We start from the raw sequence: 19,515 nt of genomic DNA, 5'->3' as shown, positions 1-19,515 counted from the left end.
GGTTCCTGGAGACCCGCATATGCTTTCAGCCGACTGGAACTCATGGGTGCGCGAAAACCTGGAACGCGGCTGCACGCCCGATTCGCTTGTGCAGGTGATGCTCGCGCGGCGGATCGACGGCAAGGAGGCGGCCCTGGCGGTGACGCAGGCGCTGGCCGCAGTCGATGGCGCGCCGACCTCGACCGGGCCGTGCTGGCCCGACCGATTCGCTTTCCGCAGCGCGAATCGGGCCATCGTCGGCGACCGTACGCTGCGGGTGATTGCCCGCATCGAACGACCCGCAGCCGTGCTGCTGGAGAATGTCCTGTCGCCACAGGAGTGCCAATACCTGATCGCGCTGTCGAAGCAGCAGATGCGTCCGTCCACGGTGGTCTCACCCGACACCGGCGAGATCGCCATGATCGAAGCCCGCAGCAGCGAGGGCGCTTGGTTCGTTCGCGGCCATGACGCCACGATTGCCGCCATCGAAACGCGGCTGGCCGAGCTGATGCGGGTGCCAGTCGAACACGGCGAGGGGCTGCAGGTGTTGCATTACAGGGCGGGCGGCGAGTACAGGCCGCATTACGACTACTTCCCGCCGGAGCAATCCGGCAGCGCTCCGCACCTGGCGCGCGGGGGGCAACGCACGGCATCGCTGATCATGTACCTCAACAATCCCGATGCCGGTGGTGAAACCGTGTTTCCACTGGCGGGCGCGGCGTTCGTTCCGCGTCGCGGCAATGCGCTGTACTTCGCCTACTGCGATGGACTGGGACGGCTGGATTCCTCCAGCCTGCACGGCGGCGCGCCGGTGGCGGGCGGGGAGAAGTGGATCGCCACCAAGTGGGTGCGCCAGCAGCCTTACAGGTGATCCGGCCGGCGCCTGCCCGCGCGGTGCTGTGACAGGGCAGGGTAGCGGGCCTTTCCCGGCGGCCCCGCGTGCCCGCCGCGCCGGTGTCGACCGGCCGTCGGCAGGGCCGGCATTGACGCGGATTCAACAAACAAGTCCCTACGCTGAGTGGATCGACTTCACCGACCACGGAGCAAGCCATGTCGCTGACCCTCACGATCGACCTGTCGGACGAGGACCTGGAGCGGTTCACCGGCCAGATCGAAGCGGCCCGCAAGGACGCCGGAAGCAAGAGCAACGAGGAGATCGTGGCTGCTGCCACGGTGTTGCTGGAGAAGGCGCAGCAGGGCAATCCGCCGCAGTTCGTGAAGGCACGGCTGCCGGCACTTGGCACCCTGATCGCGATGCTGCGTGACGAGGCCTGGGGCCTGTCCGAGGAGGATTCGCTGCGGGTCCGTGGCGCCCTGAATTACCTGGCCGCGCCCGTCGACATCATTCCCGACGACATCCCGGTGTTCGGCTTCCTCGACGACGCCATCATGATCGAGCTGTGCGCCCGTGCGCTGTCGCATGAGATCGAGGCCTACGACGACTTCTGCGACTACCGCGAACGCGAGGCCGAGCGCCGTTCCCTGTCGCCGGACACCGTGGGCCGCGCCGACTGGCTGCAGTCCCGCCGCGACGAGTTGCAGGAGCGCATGCATCGCCGCCGTGGCCGCGATACCGGGCGTGGCTTCGGCCAGGGCTACGGTTCCAGTAGCGGCTATGGCAGCCCGGTGAGCCGTTACACCGACAACAGCTGGCGCCCGGGACCGTTCAAGTTCCGCTGATAGGGTCCGCCGGGCAGGTATTGGGGCAAGCTTGGCAGGGTCAAGGCAGGACCCGGGCGGCTCGCGGCTGCTATAATTTGCGGTTCCTTTGACCGCACCGCACGGACATGATCGAACTCAATCCCGTCCGCCAGCGAATCGCCGACCTCACCGGTCGGCTGGATTCGCTCAGGGGGTATCTTTGACTACGACAGCAAAGTCGAACGTCTCGAAGAAGTAAACCGCGAACTCGAAAGCCCCGACATCTGGAACGACTCCGAGCGTGCCCAGGGCCTGGGCCGTGAGCGCTCCTCGCTGGAAAAGGTCGTCGACGGCATCCGCAACCTCACCGATGGCCTCAATGGCGCCGGCGAGCTGCTGGAGCTGGCCGAAATGGAGGACGACGAATCCACCGCGCTGGCCGTGGTCACGGACGTCGAGAGCTACGCCAAGGAAGTCGAGAAACTCGAGTTCCGCCGCATGTTCTCCGGCAAGATGGACGCGGCCAACGCCTTCGTCGACATCCAGGCCGGCGCCGGCGGCACCGAGGCGCAGGACTGGGCCGAAATCCTGCTGCGCATGTACCTGCGCTGGTGCGAGTCGCGTGGCTGGAAGACCGAGCTGATGGAAGTCAGCGGCGGCGACGTCGCCGGCATCAAGTCGGCCACGCTGCGCGTGGAGGGCGACTTCGCCTACGGCTGGCTGAAGACCGAAACCGGCGTGCACCGGCTGGTGCGCAAGTCGCCGTTCGATTCGGACAACCGCCGCCACACCAGCTTCACCTCGGTGTTCGTGTCGCCCGAAGTCGATGACAACATCGACATCGAGATCAATCCGGCCGACCTGCGCACCGACGTCTACCGCTCCTCCGGCGCCGGTGGCCAGCACGTCAACAAGACCGAGTCGGCGGTGCGAATCACGCACATCCCCAGCGGCATCGTGGTCGCCTGCCAGACCGGCCGCAGCCAGCACCAGAACCGCGACAACGCGATGAAGATGCTGGCCGCCAAGCTCTACGAGCTGGAAATCCAGAAGCGCAACGCCGAACGCGATGCGGTCGAGGCGACCAAGTCCGACATCGGCTGGGGCAGCCAGATCCGCAACTACGTGCTCGACCAGAGCCGCATCAAGGATCTTCGTACCGGCATCGAGCGCAGCGACACGCAGAAGGTGCTCGACGGCGACCTCGACGAATTCGTCGAGGCCAGCCTGAAATCGGGCCTGGAAGTCGGCTCCAAACGCCTCGACGCAGTTTGATCCATCCGTCCCGCGTACCGCGGGATCGCTGGCCGTCATTCCCGCGAAGGCGGGAACCCAGCGACTTTGCTTTCACCCATGAGAACAAAGACACTGGGTTCCCGCCTACGCGGGAATGACGGTTGACCCCTCAGTTCCCAATCAACGCCAAACCATGACCGACCAGACCCCAGCCCCCCAGACGCACACCGACGGCGCCCCGCCGGACGAGAACCGGCTCATCGCCGAGCGTCGCGCCAAACTCACGGCGTTGCGCGGGCAGGGGGTGGCGTTCCCGAACGACTTCCGTCGTGCCGACTTCGTGGGCGATCTGCAGGACGCCTACGCCGACGCGGAGCAGTGGACGGCCGAGGCGCTGGAGGGCAAGCACCACCGCGTCGCCGTTGCCGGCCGCGTGCTGCTCAAGCGCGACATGGGCAAGGCCGGCTTCGCCCAGATCCAGGACGAGTCGGGGCGCCTGCAGCTGTGGCTGAAGAAGGACCTGCTCGGCGACGCCTTCGATATGTTCAAGGACCTGGACCTGGGCGACATCGTGTCGGCCGAAGGCGAGCTCACCCGGACCCGCACCGGCGAGCTGTCGCTCAAGGCCGAGAGCCTGCGCCTGCTGACCAAGGCCCTGCGGCCGCTGCCGGACAAGTTCCACGGCATGGCCGACGTCGAGCAGCGCTACCGCCAGCGCTACGTCGACCTGATCGTGACGCCGGAGGCGCGCGACGTCTTCGTCAAGCGCTCCAGGATCATCCGCGCCATGCGCGCCTGGCTCGACGCCCGCCGCTTCCTGGAGGTCGAGACGCCGATGATGCATTACATCCCCGGCGGCGCCGCGGCAAAACCCTTCGTGACCCACCACAACGCGCTGGACCTGGAGCTCTACCTGCGCGTGGCGCCGGAGCTGTACCTCAAGCGCCTGGTCGTCGGCGGCCTGGAGCGCGTTTACGAGATCAACCGCAACTTCCGCAACGAGGGCGTGTCGACCCGGCACAACCCCGAGTTCACGATGCTCGAGCTGTACGAGGCCTATGCCACCTACACCGAGATCATGGACCTGACCGAAGGCGTGATCCGGGATGTCGCCCAGAGCGTGCTGGGCACCACCGCCCTCAACTGGGAAGGCAACGCCATCGATGTCGGCCCGGCCTTCCGCCGCTGGTCGATGACCGACGCCGTGCTTGAGCACAATCCCGAGATCCAGCGCGAGGACCTGCGCGACCTGACGAAGATGCGTGCGCATTGCGCCCGCCTGGGCATCGCGGCCAAGCCCGGCAACGGCTGGGGCAAGCTGCTGCTGGACATCTTCGAGAAGACCGTCGAGCACACCCTGGTGCAGCCGACCTTCATCATCGACCACCCGGTCGAGGTCAGCCCGCTGGCCCGCGCCAGCGACCGCGACCCGGAGCTGACCGACCGCTTCGAGCTGTTCATCAACGGCAAGGAGCTGGCCAATGGCTTCTCCGAACTCAACGACCCCGAGGACCAGGCCGAGCGCTTCCGCGCCCAGGTCGAGGCCAAGGAGGGTGGCGACGACGAGGCCATGCACTTCGACGCCGACTACATCCGGGCACTGGAGGTCGGCCTGCCGCCCACCGGCGGCCTGGGCATCGGCATCGACCGACTGGTGATGCTGATGACCGGCTCGACCTCGATCCGCGACGTCCTGCTGTTCCCGTACATGCGCCCCGAGACCGGCGGCTGAGCCTGAACCGACAACGCCGGCTTACCGGGTCCGCTCCGCGGACCCTGCGGACAATCGCGCCGCGGGGTATCCTCGGTACCGAGGCCACCACAGGGGGTGGCGGCTCTAATGGATGTCCGGTGTGAACGTCGTCATCGTTGATGATCAAACCTCCGCGCGCACGATGCTGCGCCACATCATTGAGGACATTTCCTCTGAACTGAGGGTCTCGGACTTCGGCGACCCGGAAGCGGCGCTGGGCTGGTGCGAGAGCAACCAGCCCGACCTGCTGCTGCTCGACTACCGCATGCCGGGCCTTGATGGTCTCGAGTTCGCGCGGCGGTTCCGCCGCCTGCCGATGCATCGCGACATCCCGATCATCCTGGTAACCGTGGTCGGCGACGAGCCGGTGCGCCAGGCTGCGCTGGAAGCGGGCGTGATCGACTTCCTGGTCAAGCCGGTGCGTCCGCGCGAACTGCGGGCACGTTGCCGCAACCTGCTGCAACTGCGCCAGCAGTCGGAGAACGTGAAGCAGCGTGCGCTGTCGCTAGAACAGCGCCTGCTGTCGAGCATGCACGAGGTCGAGGAGCGCGAACGCGAGACACTGTCGCGGCTGGCGCGTGCGATCGAATACCGCGACGCCGGCACCAGCGCCTTCCTTGAGCGCATGTCGCATGTCGCCGGCCTGATCGCCGAGCAGCTGGGCATGTTCGAGGACGAGGTGCGTGTCATCGAAATGGCCGCGCCGTTGCATGACATCGGCAAGATCGCCATCCCCGATGCGGTGCTGATGAAGTCCGGCCCGCTGACCGAAGACGAGACCGCGGTGATGCGCCGCCACCCGCGCATCGGCTACGAACTGCTCAGCGGCAGCCAGAACCGCTTCATCCAGGCCGGTGCGCTGATTGCCCTGCGTCATCACGAACGTTACGACGGCAGCGGTTATCCTGACGGCCTGGTGGGCGAGGAAATTCCGTTGGAAGCCAGGATAGTGGCGGTCGCGGATGTCTTCGATGCGCTGATTTCGCCGCGGCCCTACAAGAAGGCCTGGGACGCGGACGCAGCGCTTGGCTACCTCTACGCACAACGTGGCCGGCTGTTCGATCCGCGTTGTGTCGACGCCCTGATCCGCAGTCGCGAGCGGCTCGAGGACATCTGTAATCGCTATTCGACGGTTTCCGCGCGCCCCGGCATGGAGTAGCCATGGTTTCGGTCCTGAACAAGCTGAAGACGCGCCTGGCCGCCCGGCCTGACAGCGAACACGCGCAGGACCTGGTCCGGATCGTCATCACGGCGCTGTTCTCGACCTACCTGGGCTGGCGTTTCCTGCACCTGGACGGCGCCGACAACACGTTGCCGCTGACCTGGATGATCCTGCTCGGCGAGCTGCTCGTGGCGCTGGGCCTGCTCGCTGCGATCCTGCTGGAACCTGGCGTTTCGCACGTGCGGCGCTGGATCGGGATGCTCACCGACTATTCGGCGATGGGCGCGATCATGTGCATCCAGGGCGAGCCTGCCGCGCCGCTGTATGCCGTCTACCTGTGGGTGACGATCGGCAACGGCATGCGCTACGGCAGCCGTTACCTGCGCATCGCCACCGCGCTGGCAACCGCGTCGTTCCTGTCGGTGATCCTGATTTCGCCGTACTGGCGCGACAACCCGTATCTGGCCTGGGGCCTGTTGCTTGGCCTGGGCGCGGTGCCGTTGTACTTCGATTCTCTGCTCAACGCCCTCACCCGGGCGGTGGACGACGCGCGCAAGGCGAACGAGGCCAAGAGCCGCTTCCTGGCCAACATGAGCCACGAGTTCCGCACGCCGCTCAACGGCCTGGCGGGCATGTCCGAGCTGCTGGCGACCACGCGCCTGGACGCCGAGCAGCGCGAGTGCCTGAGCACCATCCAGGCCTCCACGCGCAGCCTGCTGGCGCTGGTCGAGGACGTGCTCGACATCTCCGCGATCGAGGCCGGCAAGGTCAAGCTCGACCTGGTCGAATTCATCCCGCAGGAGCTGGTCGAAAGCATCGGCCTGATCCTGCAGCCGCAGGCGCGCGCCAAGGAGCTGCGCTACGAGGCGGCGATCGGCGAGGGCGTGCCGGTCAGCCTGCGCGGCGACGTCGTGCACCTGCGCCAGGTGCTGATCAATCTCGCCGGCAATGCCATCAAGTTCACCGACCAGGGTTCGGTGCGCCTGGATGTCAGCGTGGTCGACCAGGGCCCGGCCAAGGTGCGGCTGCGGTTCTCCGTCACCGATACCGGCATCGGCGTGCCACTGGCGATGCGCCAGCGCCTGTTCGAAGCGTTCGAGCAGGCCGATGTCAGCCTGGCGCGCCGCTACGGTGGCACCGGCCTGGGCACCACGATCGCCAAGGGCCTGACCGAGGCGATGGGCGGCAGCATCGGTTTCGAGAGCGTCGAGCAGCGCGGCAGCCGCTTCTGGGTCGAGCTTCCCTTCGACCGCCTGATCGAGGAGGCGAGCACCGCCGCCGGAGCCGCTGCGCTGGACCATGGCATTTCGGTCGATGGCGACGGCGCCGGTTCGCCCAATGTCATCGCCTTCTCCGACCCGTTCCTGCGCCATCGCGCGCGCGTGCGCAGCCTGGGCATCCTGGTCGCCGACGACCACGTCGCCAACCGCATGGTGCTGCAGCGGCTGCTGCAGAAGGCCGGGCACAAGGTCACCTGCGTCGACGGCGGCGGCGAGGCGCTCAATGCGCTTTCCGGTTCGGACTACGACGCGGTCATCGCCGACCTGCACATGCCCGACGTCAGCGGCCTGGACCTGCTGCGCCAGCTGCGGGTGATGGAAGCCGGTGGCGGTCGCCGCACGCCGGTACTGATCCTCAGCGCGGACGTCACGCCCGAATCGATTCGTGCCTGCGAACAAGCCGGTGCGCGCGCCTTCCTGGCCAAGCCGGTGTCGACCGTGCGCCTGCTCGACACCCTGGCCGAGATCGCCGCCAATGCCCGCTTCGGCGCGCCGCTGGTGGCACTGCGCAACGAATTGCCCAGCGGCGACGGCACCTTCGACAGCACGGTGCTGGACGAACTCGGCGCGCTCGGCATGGGCGCCGGCTTCGAGCGCGAATTCATCGCCCAGTGCCTGCGCGACGCCGACGGGTGCATGGTCGGCTTGCGCCAGGCCGGCGAGCAGGCCGAATGGGAGCGTGCGCGCGAACATGCGCATGCGCTCAAGGGCGTGGCGAGCAACCTGGGCCTGAACAAGCTGGCTGCGGTCAGTGGCGAGATCATGCGGCTGCCGGACTGGCAGCTCGCGCGCGAGTGGCAGGCCCGCCTCGACGGCCTGGGCGAGCGCATGGCGCAGGGCAGGGCGGCGCTCGACACCCGTGAGCGGCAGCGCGCCGCGCGCGGCGAAGGCGAGCGGTAACTCGCCGGCAAAGGCGAAGGAAAGGATCGGCCCGCCGGGTTTTCCCCTCCCGCGGGCGTTAGGTTCCCCTGAGATGTACCGGGTATTGCCGGTCAGGCGGGCGTGGGCCTGCCTGACTATCCCTGTCTGATTCTCTTGCGTGTCCCCAGTCAATCAGCCTGCTGGTGTTGCCCGGCGGGGCTCAGCCCGCCATGTTTCAGGCAGCGCCGTTCCCGGCCCGGCGCTCCTGCGCCCGCACCAGACGGTCCATCGTCCGCAGCGACTTCTCGCCCAGCTGCAGCGCAGTGTCCACCCAGACCTCGGTGATGCGCATCATTTCGTCGAGGGTCACCGACTGCGTCATCTGCCTGACCTGGTGCATGGCTGCGCGCGCATGCGGGATGCGGCGATTGCTGCGGATGACATCCTCGACCGCCGCCACGCCTTCGCCGCGCGGTACCAGCACGTCGACCAGGCCCATCTTGTGCATTTCCTGGCTGCTGAACATGTTGCCTTCCAGCATCAGCTTCTCGGCCAGGTGCGGGGTGACGCGCTTGCACAGGAACGAGTAGGCGCCCATGCCCGGGAACAGGTCGAACAGCACCTCCGGCAGGCCCATCAGGATGTCTTCCTCGGCCACGATGGTGTGGCAGCTCAGCGCAGCTTCGAAACCGCCGCCCAGCGCGTCACCCTGGAGCAGGGCGATGCTGTGTGCGCCCGCGCCCAGGCCGTCATGGAAGGCGTGCACGCCGCGCACGCACTGGCGGGCGTAGTTGAGCAGGCCGTCGCGGTCGCCGGCGCGGATCAGGCGGCAGAAGAGGTCCAGGTCGCCGCCGAGGTTGAAGGCGTCGCCATCGGAGGCCAGCACCACGTGCGGCAACGTGTTCGCCGCCGCGCCAGCGCGCAGGCGATCAGTGAGGCCGCGCTGGTACTGGATGATGTCGTCGACCAGGTCCGTCGAGAAACAGGCGCGGCGGCCGGGTACGGCGCCGGCATGCATATGGCACCAGTAGACGCCGCGCTCGGTTTCCTCGACGACTCGCAGGTTGCGACCGGAAGCAGTGCGGTGGAACGGGTAGACAGCTGACATTGCGAATCCTCCGTGGGATGAAACCGTCCGGCCGGTCGCGCTGTTCGGGACGGCAATGCGATACAAGGGGGTGCGTCCGACCGTCCGATTCTATGCCTACCAATGCAAACGCCCGCAAGACCGGTGGCCTTGCGGGCGTCAGGAGTGCCTCTGGACCGGAGCTGGACCCCGGCCTGATCAATGCGCGGCGGGGTGCGAGGCCGGGTGCGGGGCGGGGCTGTCGCGCAGTTCCCTGCGCAGGATCTTGCCGACATTGGTCTTCGGCAGCTCGGTCCGGAACTCGACGTAGCGCGGGTGCTTGTAGCCGGTCAGGTGCTCGCGGGCGTGGCTCTTGACCTGCTCGGCGGTCAGGTTCGGGTCCTTCTTGACGATGACCACCTTGACCGCCTCGCCGGACTTGTCGTCCGGAACGCCGACGGCGGCCACTTCGAGCACGCCCGGCATCATCGCGATCACGTCCTCGACCTCGTTCGGGTACACGTTGAAGCCCGAGACCAGGATCATGTCCTTCTTGCGGTCGACGATGAAAAAGAAGCCGTTCTCGTCCATCCGCGCCATGTCGCCGGTGTGCAGCCAGCCGTCGGCGTCGATCACCGCGGCGGTGTCCTCCGGCCGGCGCCAGTAGCCCTTCATCACCTGCGGGCCCTTGATGCACAGCTCGCCGACGTCGCCCATCGGCAGGGTCACGCCGTTCTCGTCCTTGACGCAGGCGTCGGTGGACGGGATCGGCAGGCCGATCGAGCCGTTGTATTCCTTCAGGTCCATCGGGTTGATGCAGGCCGCCGGCGAGGTTTCGGTCAGGCCGTAGGCCTCGACCAGGGTCACCCCGGTCACCTGCTTCCAGCGCTCGGCAACCGAACGCTGCACGGCCATGCCGCCGCCCAGGGTCAGGTGCAGCCGGGAGAAGTCGACCTGGTCGAAGCCCGGCGTGTTGAGCAGGCCGTTGAACAGCGTGTTGACGCCGGTGATGGCCGTGAACGGCACACTCTTGAGCTCCTTGACGAAGCCCTTCATGTCGCGCGGGTTGGTGATCATGTAGTTCAGGCCGCCGAACTTCATGAAGACCAGTCCGTTCGCCGTCAGCGCGAAGATGTGATACAGCGGCAGCGCGGTGATGATCACTTCCTCGCCGTACTTGACGCCGGTGCCCACCCACATCGCCGCCTGCTGCATGTTGGCGACCAGGTTGCGGTGGGTCAGCATCGCGCCCTTGGCCACGCCGGTGGTGCCGCCGGTGTACTGCAGGAAGGCGATGTCCTGCGGCGAGATCTCGACCTCGGACAGCCCGTGGCGCTGGCCCAGCGCCAGCGCGTCACGGAAGCGGATCGCGCCGGGCAGGTTGTAGTCCGGCACCATCTTCTTGATGTACTTGAGCACGAAGTTCACGACCGTGCCCTTGAGGCCGAGCATGTCGCCCAGGCCGGTGGTGATGACCTGCTTGATCTGGGTGTCGGCGAGCACTTCCTCCACGGTGTGGGCAAAGTTGTCGAGCACGAGGATCACGGTGGCGCCGGAGTCGACGAGCTGGTGCCTGAGCTCGCGCGCGGTGTACATCGGATTGGTGTTGACCACCGTCAGTCCCGCGCGCAGCACACCGAACGTGGCGATCGGGTACTGCAGGCAGTTGGGCATCATGATCGCGACGCGATCGCCCTTCTTGAGCTTCAGCTCGCCCAGCAGGTAGGCGGCGAACTGCGCGCTGAGCTGGTCGATCTCGGCATAGGTGAGGGTCTTGCCGAGATTGGCGAAGGCCGGCCGGTCGCGATACTTCTCGATCGCGTTCTCCAGCACGGCGACGACGGACGGGAACTCGTCCACATCGATCTCGGCCGCAACCCCCTGCGGATACTGGGCCAGCCAAGGACGTTCAAAACTCATCGCGATCCCCTCTCCAATCGCAGTTGATAGCCTTCGGCGGCGCGTGTGTCGAATGCGCCGCCGTACGGTGCTTCCAGCGATTGGAGCATAGGCCCCCAAGGCTGGCAAGGCGCGACGGGGAAGCACAACGGTGCACGCGAGGGCATGGCAGCATGGAGCGAGGGAACGGCGAGGGGCAGGGGATGCGGACGACGAATGCGGTTGTGCGCTGCAGCGTGACAGCGATGCTGATGATGGTGTGCGTGCTCGCTGGTTGCAGTCGCACGCCGCCGGAACAGCGACTGCGCGAGACCGTGGCGAGCTTGCAGCAGGGCATCGAGCAACGCGATGCCGCTGTATTGGACGACATCCTCGCCGACGATTTCGTCGGGCCCGATTCGCTCGATCGCGCGGGCGCAGGCAGGATCGCGCGGCTGATGTTCCTGCGTCATCGCCAGATCGGCATCAACCTGGGCCCGGTTTCGGTGAAGCTTCAGCCGGGCCATGCAACGGCGCGATTCACTGCGGCGCTGACGGGCGGATCAGGCGAAGTGTTGCCGGATGCGGCGCAGCTCCATGAGGTGGAGACCGGCTGGCGCGAGGAAGATGGTCAGTGGCGGCTGACGAGTGCGGTGTGGACGCCGAAGCTGTAGTTGCTTTGGAATCCGTCATTCCCGCCTTCGCGGGAATGACGGCCTATCTGGAATGAGGGCCCATGTGCCCGGGTCGGGAATTACGCCGCCTTCTTCGCCGCCAGCTGCCGCAGCACGTAATGCAGGATGCCGCCGTGGCGGAAGTACTCGACTTCCTTCGGCGTCAGCAGCAGCACGCGGACTTCGAAGCGCTTCTCGCTGCCGTCGCTGCGGCGGGCGGTCACCGTGGCAGTCCGTGCTCGGCCGTCGTCGATGCCGGTCACGCTGATTTCTTCGGAGCCGTCCAGGCCGTGCGTCTGGGCGTTCTCGCCGTCCTTGAACTGCAGCGGCAGCACGCCCATGCCGACCAGGTTGGAGCGATGGATGCGCTCGAAGCTCTCGGCGATCACCGCCTTCACTCCGAGCAGGTTGGTGCCCTTGGCCGCCCAGTCGCGCGAGGAGCCGGTGCCATATTCCTTGCCCGCCATCACCACCAGCGGCACGCCTTCGGCCTTGTACTTCATCGCCGCGTCGTAGATCGACATCTTCTCCGGCGCCGCGCCGCCCTTGGCGTAGTACAGCGTGTTGCCGCCTTCTTCGCCGCCGAGCATCAGGTTCTTGATGCGGATGTTGGCAAACGTGCCGCGGACCATGACATCGTCATTGCCGCGACGGCTGCCGTAGCTGTTGAAGTCCACCGGCTGGACGCCGCGCGAAACCAGGAAGCGGCCCGCCGGCGAATCCTTCTTGATGTTGCCCGCCGGCGAGATGTGGTCGGTGGTGATCGAGTCGCCAAACAGGCCCATGATGCGGGCGCCGTGGACGTCGTTGATCGAGCCAACAGCCATCGTCATGCCGTCGAAGTAGGGCGGGTTCTTGATGTAGGTCGAGGCGCCATCCCATGCGAACGACTCACCTTCCGGCGAGGCGATCTGGTTCCAGCGCGAATCGCCCTTGAACACATCGGCGTAGTTCTGCGCGAACAGTTCCGGGCCGACGGTGGCGGCGATGACGTCGCCGATTTCCTTGTTGCTCGGCCAGACATCGCGCAGGTGCACGGCGCGGCCATCGGGGGTGTAGCCAAGCGGCTCGCGGGTCAGGTCGATGTCGACCGTGCCGGCAATGGCATAGGCCACCACCAGCGGCGGCGAGGCGAGGTAGTTCATCTTCACTTCGGGGTGCACGCGGCCCTCGAAGTTGCGGTTGCCCGACAGCACCGAGGCGACGGCGAGGTCGTTTTCGGCAATGCCGCGCGAGACTTCATCCGGCAGCGGGCCGGAGTTGCCGATGCAGGTGGTGCAGCCGTAGCCGACGACGAAGAAGCCGAGCTTCTCCAGGTCGGCCAGCACGCCGGCCTTGCGCAGGTAGTCGGTGACGACCAGCGAGCCTGGTCCGAGCGAGGTCTTGACCCACGGCTTGGCCTTGAGGCCGAGCTTGACGGCGTTTCGCGCCAGCAGGCCGGCGCCGAGCATCACCGCCGGGTTGGAGGTGTTGGTGCACGAGGTGATGGCGGCGATCACCACCGAGCCGTCGCACAGGTCGGCGTCCTGGTCCTGGACGTGGATCTTCGAGCGTGGCCGCGCTGCCAGGTGTTCGGCCTGTGGCTGGTGACCGCCTTCGGCGTCCATGCGGCGCGTGGCGCCGTTGACGCGGTGCGAGGTGAGGTCGCCCAGGTTCTCGGTGAAGTTGGCCTTGACGTCGCTCAGCAGCACCCGGTCCTGCGGACGCTTGGGGCCGGCCAGCGACGGCTTGACGTCGGCGAGGTTGAGTTCGAGCGTGGCCGAGTAGTTGGCCTCGGTCTGCCCCGGCTCGTGCCACAGGCCCTGGGCCCTGGCGTAGGCCTCGACCAGCGCTACCTGCTCGTCGCTGCGCCCGGACAGGCGCAGGTAGGTCAGCGATTCGGCATCGATCGGGAAGATGCCGCAGGTCGCGCCGTACTCCGGTGCCATGTTGGCGATCGTGGCGCGGTCTGCCAGCGGCAGGTGCGGCAGGCCTTCGCCGAAGAACTCGACGAACTTGCCGACCACGCCGAGCTTGCGCAGCATCTGGGTGACGGTCAGCACCAGGTCGGTGGCGGTGGTGCCCTCGGGCAGTTTTCCGGTCAGCTTGAAGCCGACCACTTGCGGAATCAGCATCGACGACGGCTGGCCCAGCATCGCCGCCTCGGCCTCGATGCCGCCCACACCCCAACCCAGGACGCCGATGCCATTGATCATCGTGGTGTGGCTGTCGGTGCCGAAGACGGTGTCGGGGAAGGCGAGCAGTTCGCCGTCCACTTCGCGCTCGACCACGACCCGCGCCAGGTTCTCCAGGTTCACCTGGTGGACGATGCCTGTGTTGGGCGGCACCACCTTGAAGTTGTGGAAGGCCTTCTGGCCCCAGCGCAGGAAGCTGTAGCGCTCCATATTGCGCTCGAACTCGATCTTGCCGTTGAGGTCCAGCGCGTCGGCGCGGCCGAACACGTCCACCTGCACCGAATGGTCGATGACCAGTTCCGACGGGATCAGCGGATTGATCTGGCCGGCGTTGCCGCCGAGCTTGCTGACCGCATCGCGCATCGCCGCCAGGTCGACCACGCACGGCACGCCGGTGAAGTCCTGCAGGACCACGCGCGCAGGCATGAAGGCGATCTCGGTGTCGGGTTCCTTGCCGGCATCCCAGCGCGCCACGGCCTCGATGTGGTCCGTGCCGACCGTGATGCCGCCGTCTTCGTGGCGCAGCAGGTTCTCCAGCAGGATCTTCATCGAGTAGGGCAGCTTGCGGATGTCGAACCGCTCGCCCAGCGCCGGCAGGCTGTTGTAGGTGAGGGTGCGGCCGTTGACGACAAGCTGGCGACGGGTGGAGAAGGAGTCGAGCATGAGTGGGGCTCCTGATCGTGTGGCTTGGCCCCATGGGGGTAGGGGCACTATGGCTTGCACGGCGCCGACGCTGCCGGCGCGGTCCGTCGATTATCACCCTATCGGATTCAGGTAGCGTGCAGACCATGGTCGCAACATGGCCACGGAGTGTTCCAACGGCGCTCCAAACCCTTGTGGCACAGGGCCCCGAGCCCTTTTGCGCATTGCCCGGAAAGCGCATTCAAGGCAAAATACGCAGTCGAGGGGCAGTCCCTTGCCAGGGCGCTCCGACCCCCAGCTGACCAGCCTGCAGGCCCGCCGTCCGGCGCGCCAGACAGCGCTCGCAGTTGTCTATTCGCTTCAACCGACGGGACTCTCAATGCTCTCCAGCTACCGCCAACACGTTGCCGAGCGCGCCGCGCTGGGCATTCCGCCGCTGCCGCTGACCGCGCACCAGACCGCTGACGTCATCGAGCTGTTGAAGAACCCGCCGGCGGGCGAGGGAGCGTTCCTTCTCGACCTGATCACCAACCGCGTTCCGGCCGGCGTCGACGACGCCGCCAAGGTCAAGGCGTCGTACCTGGCCGCGATCGCCTTCGGCACCGAAGTCAATTCGCTGATCAGCCGCGAGCGCGCGACCGAACTGCTCGGCACCATGCTCGGCGGCTACAACATCCATCCGCTGGTTGATCTTCTTGACGATGCGCAGGTCGGCGGCATCGCTGCCGAGGCGCTCAAGAAGACGCTGCTGATGTTCGACGCCTTCCATGACGTGCAGGAAAAGGCGGAGAGCGGCAATGCAAACGCCAAGGCCGTGCTGCAGAGCTGGGCCGACGCCGAATGGTTCACCAGCCGTCCGGAAGTTCCGGCCAGCCTGACCATCACCGTCTTCAAGGTCACCGGCGAAACCAACACCGACGACCTGTCGCCGGCGCCCGACGCCACCACCCGTCCGGACATCCCGCTGCACGCGCTGGCGATGCTGAAGAACAAGCGCGACGGCATCGAGCCGGAAGAAGACGGCAAGCGCGGCCCGGTCAATTTCATCGAGTCGCTGAAGGACAAGGGCCACCTGGTCGCCTATGTCGGCGACGTCGTCGGCACCGGCTCCTCGCGCAAGTCGGCCACCAACTCGGTGCTGTGGTTCACCGGCGAGGACATCCCCTTCATCCCGAACAAGCGCTTCGGCGGTGTCTGCCTGGGCAGCAAGATCGCCCCGATCTTCTACAACACGATGGAAGATGCCGGCGCGCTGCCGATCGAACTCGACGTGTCGCAGATGAACATGGGCGACGTGGTCGAGCTGCGTCCGTACGAGGGCAAGGCGCTCAAGGACGGCCAGGTCATCGCCGAGTTCGCGGTCAAGTCCGACGTGTTGTTCGACGAAGTCCGCGCCGGCGGCCGCATCCCGCTGATCGTCGGCCGCGGCCTCACCGCCAAGGCGCGCGACGCGCTCGGTCTGGCGCCGTCGAGCCTGTTCCGCCTGCCGTCCAACCCGGTCGACAGCGGCAAGGGCTACTCGCTGGCGCAGAAGATGGTCGGCCGCGCCTGCGGCCTGGCCGAAGTCGATGGCGTGCAGCCGGGCATCCGCCCGGGCACCTACTGCGAGCCGAAGATGACCTCGGTGGGTTCGCAGGACACCACCGGCCCGATGACGCGCGACGAGCTCAAGGACCTGGCCTGCCTGGGCTTCTCGGCCGACCTGGTGATGCAGTCGTTCTGCCACACCGCCGCTTACCCGAAGCCGGTCGACGTCAAGACCCACCACGACCTGCCGGCCTTCATCAGCAACCGCGGCGGCATCGCCCTGCGCCCGGGCGACGGCGTGATCCACTCCTGGCTCAACCGCATGCTGCTGCCCGACACGGTCGGCACCGGCGGCGACAGCCACACCCGTTTCCCGGTCGGCATCTCGTTCCCGGCCGGCTCCGGCCTGGTCGCCTTTGCCGCGGCCACCGGCGTGATGCCGCTGGACATGCCCGAGTCGGTGCTGGTGCGCTTCAAGGGCACCATGCAGCCGGGCGTGACCCTGCGTGACCTGGTCAACGCGATTCCGCTGGCCGCGATCAGGCAGGGCACGCTGACCGTCGCCAAGCAGGGCAAGAAGAACATCTTCTCCGGGCGCATCCTCGAGATCGAAGGCCTGCCGCAGCTCAAGGTCGAGCAGGCGTTCGAACTGTCCGACGCCTCGGCCGAGCGTTCGGCGGCCGGCTGCACGGTCAAGCTCGACAAGGAACCGATCATCGAATACCTCACCAGCAACATCACGCTGCTGAAGTGGATGATCGCCGAGGGCTACGCCGACCCGCGTTCGCTGGCGCGCCGCATCAAGGCGATGGAAGCCTGGCTGGCCAACCCGCAGCTGCTGGAAGGCGATGCCGACGCCGAATATGCCGCCGTCATCGAGATCGACCTCGACCAGATCGTCGAGCCGATCGTGGCCTGCCCGAACGACCCGGACGACGTGAAGACGCTGTCCGACGTCGCCGGTGCGGTCATCGACGAAGTCTTCATCGGTTCGTGCATGACCAACATCGGCCACTTCCGCGCCGCCGCCAAGCTGCTGGAAGGCAAGCGCGACATCCCGACCCGCCTGTGGGTCGCGCCGCCGACCAAGATGGACGCTTCGGAGCTGACCAAGGAAGGCCACTACGGCACCTTCGGCACCGCCGGTGCGCGCATGGAAATGCCGGGCTGCTCGCTGTGCATGGGCAACCAGGCGCAGGCGCGCGAGGGCGCGACGGTGTTCTCCACCAGCACCCGCAACTTCCCCAACCGCCTGGGCCGCAACACCAACGTGTACCTGGGTTCGGCGGAACTGGCGGCGATCTGCTCGCGCCTGGGCCGCATCCCGACCCGCGAGGAGTACATGGCGGACATCGGCGTGATCAACGCCAACGGCGCCGAGATCTACCGCTACATGAACTTCGACCAGATCGAGGACTACCGCCAGGTGGCCGAGACGGTCGCGGCCTGACCGGCCTGCCATGCGCTGAACGAAAACCCCGGCAAACGCCGGGGTTTTTGTTTTGGCGCGGGAATGACGGAACACGGGTGGAGGGGTGACAAAGACTGTGCCGGCCGTCGCTATCCGCGAACCTGGCCGACGCCATGCGTCCAGTGCGTGACAACAGTCAAGGACTTGCGTTGCACGCTGTCGTTTCATCGCGCGCAGTCAGGGGGACAACATGAAGACGCACAAGGGGACGGACCGCGTCGAACAGACGCTTCGCTGGATGCTTGCGCTGGCGTTGATCGCGGCGGTTTGCTGGGCCTGGGGGCAGAGCGGCGCGGCGCTGTTGCCGCTGGCCTGATCTGGGCACGCCTGGTGAGGCACGCCTGATCAGGGCATGCCTGACGGGGCACGCCAGGCAGGAGCCGCTTGCAGCGACGAGCGATTCGCGCCCGCCGCCGGCGTGCCTACGCGCTCAACCCAGATGGTCCTTGACCGCCGTCAGCAGCTCGCGCCTGCGCAGCAGGAAGTCCCACAGGCTGCCACCGCACTGCCGCCACAGCACCGCCGAGCGCACGGCTGCGAGCAGGATCGCGCGCACTTCGGCCACGACCGTGGCCTGCCCGAGGTAGTGCGGATTGCCCTGCACCAGCACGCGCGGGCGCAGGTGGCTCAGGGTCTCGGCATAGAGGCCGCCCAGCGCGTTGAGCACGTCCGGATTGCTGCTTCCCAGGCGCTCGGCGTTGCCGGCCTGGGCGCGGATGCCGGCCTGCACGCGCTCGGCCATGTCGTGGTCGCGGACGAAACGCCGCTCCAGTTGCAGCACCGCCAGCACCAGCCGCGGCAATTGTTCATCGCGCTGCTGGTTGCTGAAATAGTCGCGCAGCAGCGTCAGGCCCGGGCGCAGGGCCTCGATGTCGCCATAGATCGCGGCAGGCGAGGGCGCATCGATCCGGAACACCGAATCCATCGCCGTGCCGAGGATGGCGGCGTTGGCCTGCCCGGTGTCGGCGACGCGACGGACCTGGGCCAGCGCCTGCACCAGGCCGGCCAGCGCCAGGACACGGGTGGACATGGATTTGCTTTGATTCATGCAGCTTGGGCCTTCAATCGTTGTTCCAGCGGCGCGTCGGTGGCGGAGATGACAGCGCCGCCGAGGCAGACCTCGCCGTCGTAGAGCACCAGCGACTGCCCCGGGGTTACCGCACGTTGGGGGCGGGCAAAGCGGACTTCCAGGGTGCCGTCGTCGCGCACCGCCACCTCGCAGGCCTCGTCGGCCTGGCGGTAGCGGGTCTGCGCGGTGCAGGCGAAGCGTGCCGAAGGTGGCGCGCCGGCGATCCAGTGCGCGGCTTCGGACCACAGGGTGTGCGACTGCAGCCAGGGGCTGTCGGCGCCCTGGTCGACATAGAGGACGTTGCCGGCGACATCCTTGCCGACCACGTACCAGGGCGCCGCCTCGAAACCGCGGACGCCACCGATGTTGAGCCCTTCGCGCTGGCCAAGGGTGAAATAGAACACGCCCGGATGACGGCCGATGACCTGGCCGTCGGGCGTTCGCATCTCGCCTTCCCGCGCCGGCAGGTAGCGGCCGAGGAACTGGCGGAAATCGCGTTCGCCAATGAAACAGATGCCGGTGGAATCCTTCTTCGCCGCGGTCGGCAGGCCGGCGTCGAGGGCCATCTGCCGCACGTCGCGCTTGAGCAGGTCGCCCAGCGGGAACCGCGTCGCCGCCAGCTGGGCCTGGCCTAGCTGGTGCAGGAAGTAACTCTGGTCCTTGCTGCGGTCGACCGCGCGCAACAGCCGATGACCGCCACCGGACGCCTCGACGCGAGCGTAGTGGCCGGTGGCGATGAACTCCGCCCCCAGCTCGCGGGCGGCGTCGAGGAAGTGCTTGAACTTGATCTCGCGGTTGCACAGCACGTCCGGGTTGGGCGTGCGCCCGGCCGCGTATTCGGCCAGGAAGTGCTCGAACACGCCGTCCCAGTATTCGCCGGAGAAATCGCGGAAATGGATCTGGATGCCGAGCCGGCCGCTGACTGCCACCGCGTCGCGGCGGTCGTCCTCGGCGCGGCAGTCGCCGCTGCCGTCATCGGCCCAGTTCTGCATGAACAAACCGGCGATCGGTTCGCCGCCATCACGCAGGCGCAGCGCCGCCACCGACGAGTCCACGCCACCGGACATGCCGACGATGGTTCGCGCCTTCGCGGCGCTCATGA

14 protein-coding genes are annotated in these 19,515 nt (G+C 67.1%); 9 read left to right on the top strand and 5 right to left on the bottom strand.

Going from position 1 to position 19,515, the window contains the following annotated elements:
- Nucleotides 1–19: 19 nt before the first annotated feature.
- From AB4Y64_RS00735 to AB4Y64_RS00710, 6 genes are all read left to right on the top strand, one after another.
- Nucleotides 20–850 (top strand): 2OG-Fe(II) oxygenase, encoded by an 831-nt coding sequence (locus AB4Y64_RS00735; RefSeq protein ID WP_441814548.1) that lies wholly within the window; start codon nucleotides 20–22, stop codon nucleotides 848–850.
- 179 nt (nucleotides 851–1,029) lie between these two features.
- Nucleotides 1,030–1,659: a YkvA family protein gene (locus AB4Y64_RS00730; protein ID WP_441814547.1), complete on the top strand. Its 630-nt coding sequence runs from the start codon at nucleotides 1,030–1,032 to the stop codon at nucleotides 1,657–1,659.
- A gap of 107 nt (nucleotides 1,660–1,766) precedes the next feature.
- A protein-coding gene (gene prfB / locus AB4Y64_RS00725) for a peptide chain release factor 2 (protein WP_441814546.1) occupies nucleotides 1,767–2,895 on the top strand; the annotation gives its coding sequence in 2 pieces (ribosomal slippage) (nucleotides 1,767–1,841 and nucleotides 1,843–2,895; 1,128 coding nt in all).
- A gap of 154 nt (nucleotides 2,896–3,049) precedes the next feature.
- Nucleotides 3,050–4,588 carry a lysine--tRNA ligase gene (lysS, locus tag AB4Y64_RS00720; protein ID WP_441814545.1) on the top strand — a complete coding sequence of 513 codons (1,539 nt, stop codon included), beginning with the start codon at nucleotides 3,050–3,052 and terminating at the stop codon, nucleotides 4,586–4,588.
- A 112-nt stretch (nucleotides 4,589–4,700) separates the two neighbouring features.
- Entirely contained in the window at nucleotides 4,701–5,768 is a 1,068-nt protein-coding gene (locus AB4Y64_RS00715; protein WP_441814544.1) for an HD domain-containing phosphohydrolase, read from the top strand.
- A 2-nt stretch (nucleotides 5,769–5,770) separates the two neighbouring features.
- Nucleotides 5,771–7,951, top strand: a complete 2,181-nt coding sequence (locus AB4Y64_RS00710; RefSeq protein WP_441814543.1) for an ATP-binding protein — start codon at nucleotides 5,771–5,773, stop codon at nucleotides 7,949–7,951.
- Between the two features lie 196 nt (nucleotides 7,952–8,147).
- Here AB4Y64_RS00710 and AB4Y64_RS00705 read toward each other — a convergent pair whose 3' ends face one another.
- Both AB4Y64_RS00705 and AB4Y64_RS00700 read right to left on the bottom strand, forming a co-directional pair.
- Nucleotides 8,148–9,020: a crotonase/enoyl-CoA hydratase family protein gene (locus AB4Y64_RS00705; RefSeq protein ID WP_441814542.1), complete on the bottom strand. Its 873-nt coding sequence runs from the start codon at nucleotides 9,018–9,020 to the stop codon at nucleotides 8,148–8,150.
- Nucleotides 9,021–9,197: 177 nt separating this feature from the next.
- Nucleotides 9,198–10,898, bottom strand: coding sequence for a long-chain fatty acid--CoA ligase (locus AB4Y64_RS00700; RefSeq protein ID WP_441814541.1), 1,701 nt, complete (start codon nucleotides 10,896–10,898; stop codon nucleotides 9,198–9,200).
- A gap of 224 nt (nucleotides 10,899–11,122) precedes the next feature.
- On the opposite strand from AB4Y64_RS00700, the gene AB4Y64_RS00695 reads away from it, so the two are divergent.
- Nucleotides 11,123–11,530, top strand: coding sequence for a nuclear transport factor 2 family protein (locus AB4Y64_RS00695; RefSeq protein WP_441814540.1), 408 nt, complete (start codon nucleotides 11,123–11,125; stop codon nucleotides 11,528–11,530).
- 80 nt (nucleotides 11,531–11,610) lie between these two features.
- Here AB4Y64_RS00695 and acnA read toward each other — a convergent pair whose 3' ends face one another.
- On the bottom strand, nucleotides 11,611–14,367 hold the full coding sequence (gene acnA, locus AB4Y64_RS00690) for an aconitate hydratase AcnA (protein ID WP_441814539.1): 2,757 nt from the start codon (nucleotides 14,365–14,367) through the stop codon (nucleotides 11,611–11,613).
- A 358-nt stretch (nucleotides 14,368–14,725) separates the two neighbouring features.
- Here acnA and acnB point away from each other — a divergent pair, with 358 nt between their 5' ends.
- Both acnB and AB4Y64_RS00680 read left to right on the top strand, forming a co-directional pair.
- Nucleotides 14,726–17,323, top strand: a complete 2,598-nt coding sequence (acnB, locus tag AB4Y64_RS00685; RefSeq protein WP_441814538.1) for a bifunctional aconitate hydratase 2/2-methylisocitrate dehydratase — start codon at nucleotides 14,726–14,728, stop codon at nucleotides 17,321–17,323.
- Nucleotides 17,324–17,534: 211 nt separating this feature from the next.
- Entirely contained in the window at nucleotides 17,535–17,660 is a 126-nt protein-coding gene (locus tag AB4Y64_RS00680) for a hypothetical protein (RefSeq protein ID WP_441814537.1), read from the top strand.
- Nucleotides 17,661–17,774: 114 nt separating this feature from the next.
- On the opposite strand, the gene AB4Y64_RS00675 is transcribed toward AB4Y64_RS00680, so the two are convergent.
- Both AB4Y64_RS00675 and mnmA read right to left on the bottom strand, forming a co-directional pair.
- Entirely contained in the window at nucleotides 17,775–18,374 is a 600-nt protein-coding gene (locus tag AB4Y64_RS00675) for a lysogenization protein HflD (RefSeq protein ID WP_441814536.1), read from the bottom strand.
- Between the two features lie 14 nt (nucleotides 18,375–18,388).
- Nucleotides 18,389–19,513 (bottom strand): tRNA 2-thiouridine(34) synthase MnmA, encoded by a 1,125-nt coding sequence (gene mnmA, locus AB4Y64_RS00670; protein ID WP_441814535.1) that lies wholly within the window; start codon nucleotides 19,511–19,513, stop codon nucleotides 18,389–18,391.
- Nucleotides 19,514–19,515: the final 2 nt, after the last annotated feature.

It is taken from the genome of Lysobacter sp. TAF61 (assembly GCF_052113485.1).
In the GTDB taxonomy this organism is placed as follows: domain Bacteria; phylum Pseudomonadota; class Gammaproteobacteria; order Xanthomonadales; family Xanthomonadaceae; genus Lysobacter_J.
Note: the sequence above shows the minus strand (reverse complement) of the source record. Positions and strands in the feature narration are given on the sequence as shown.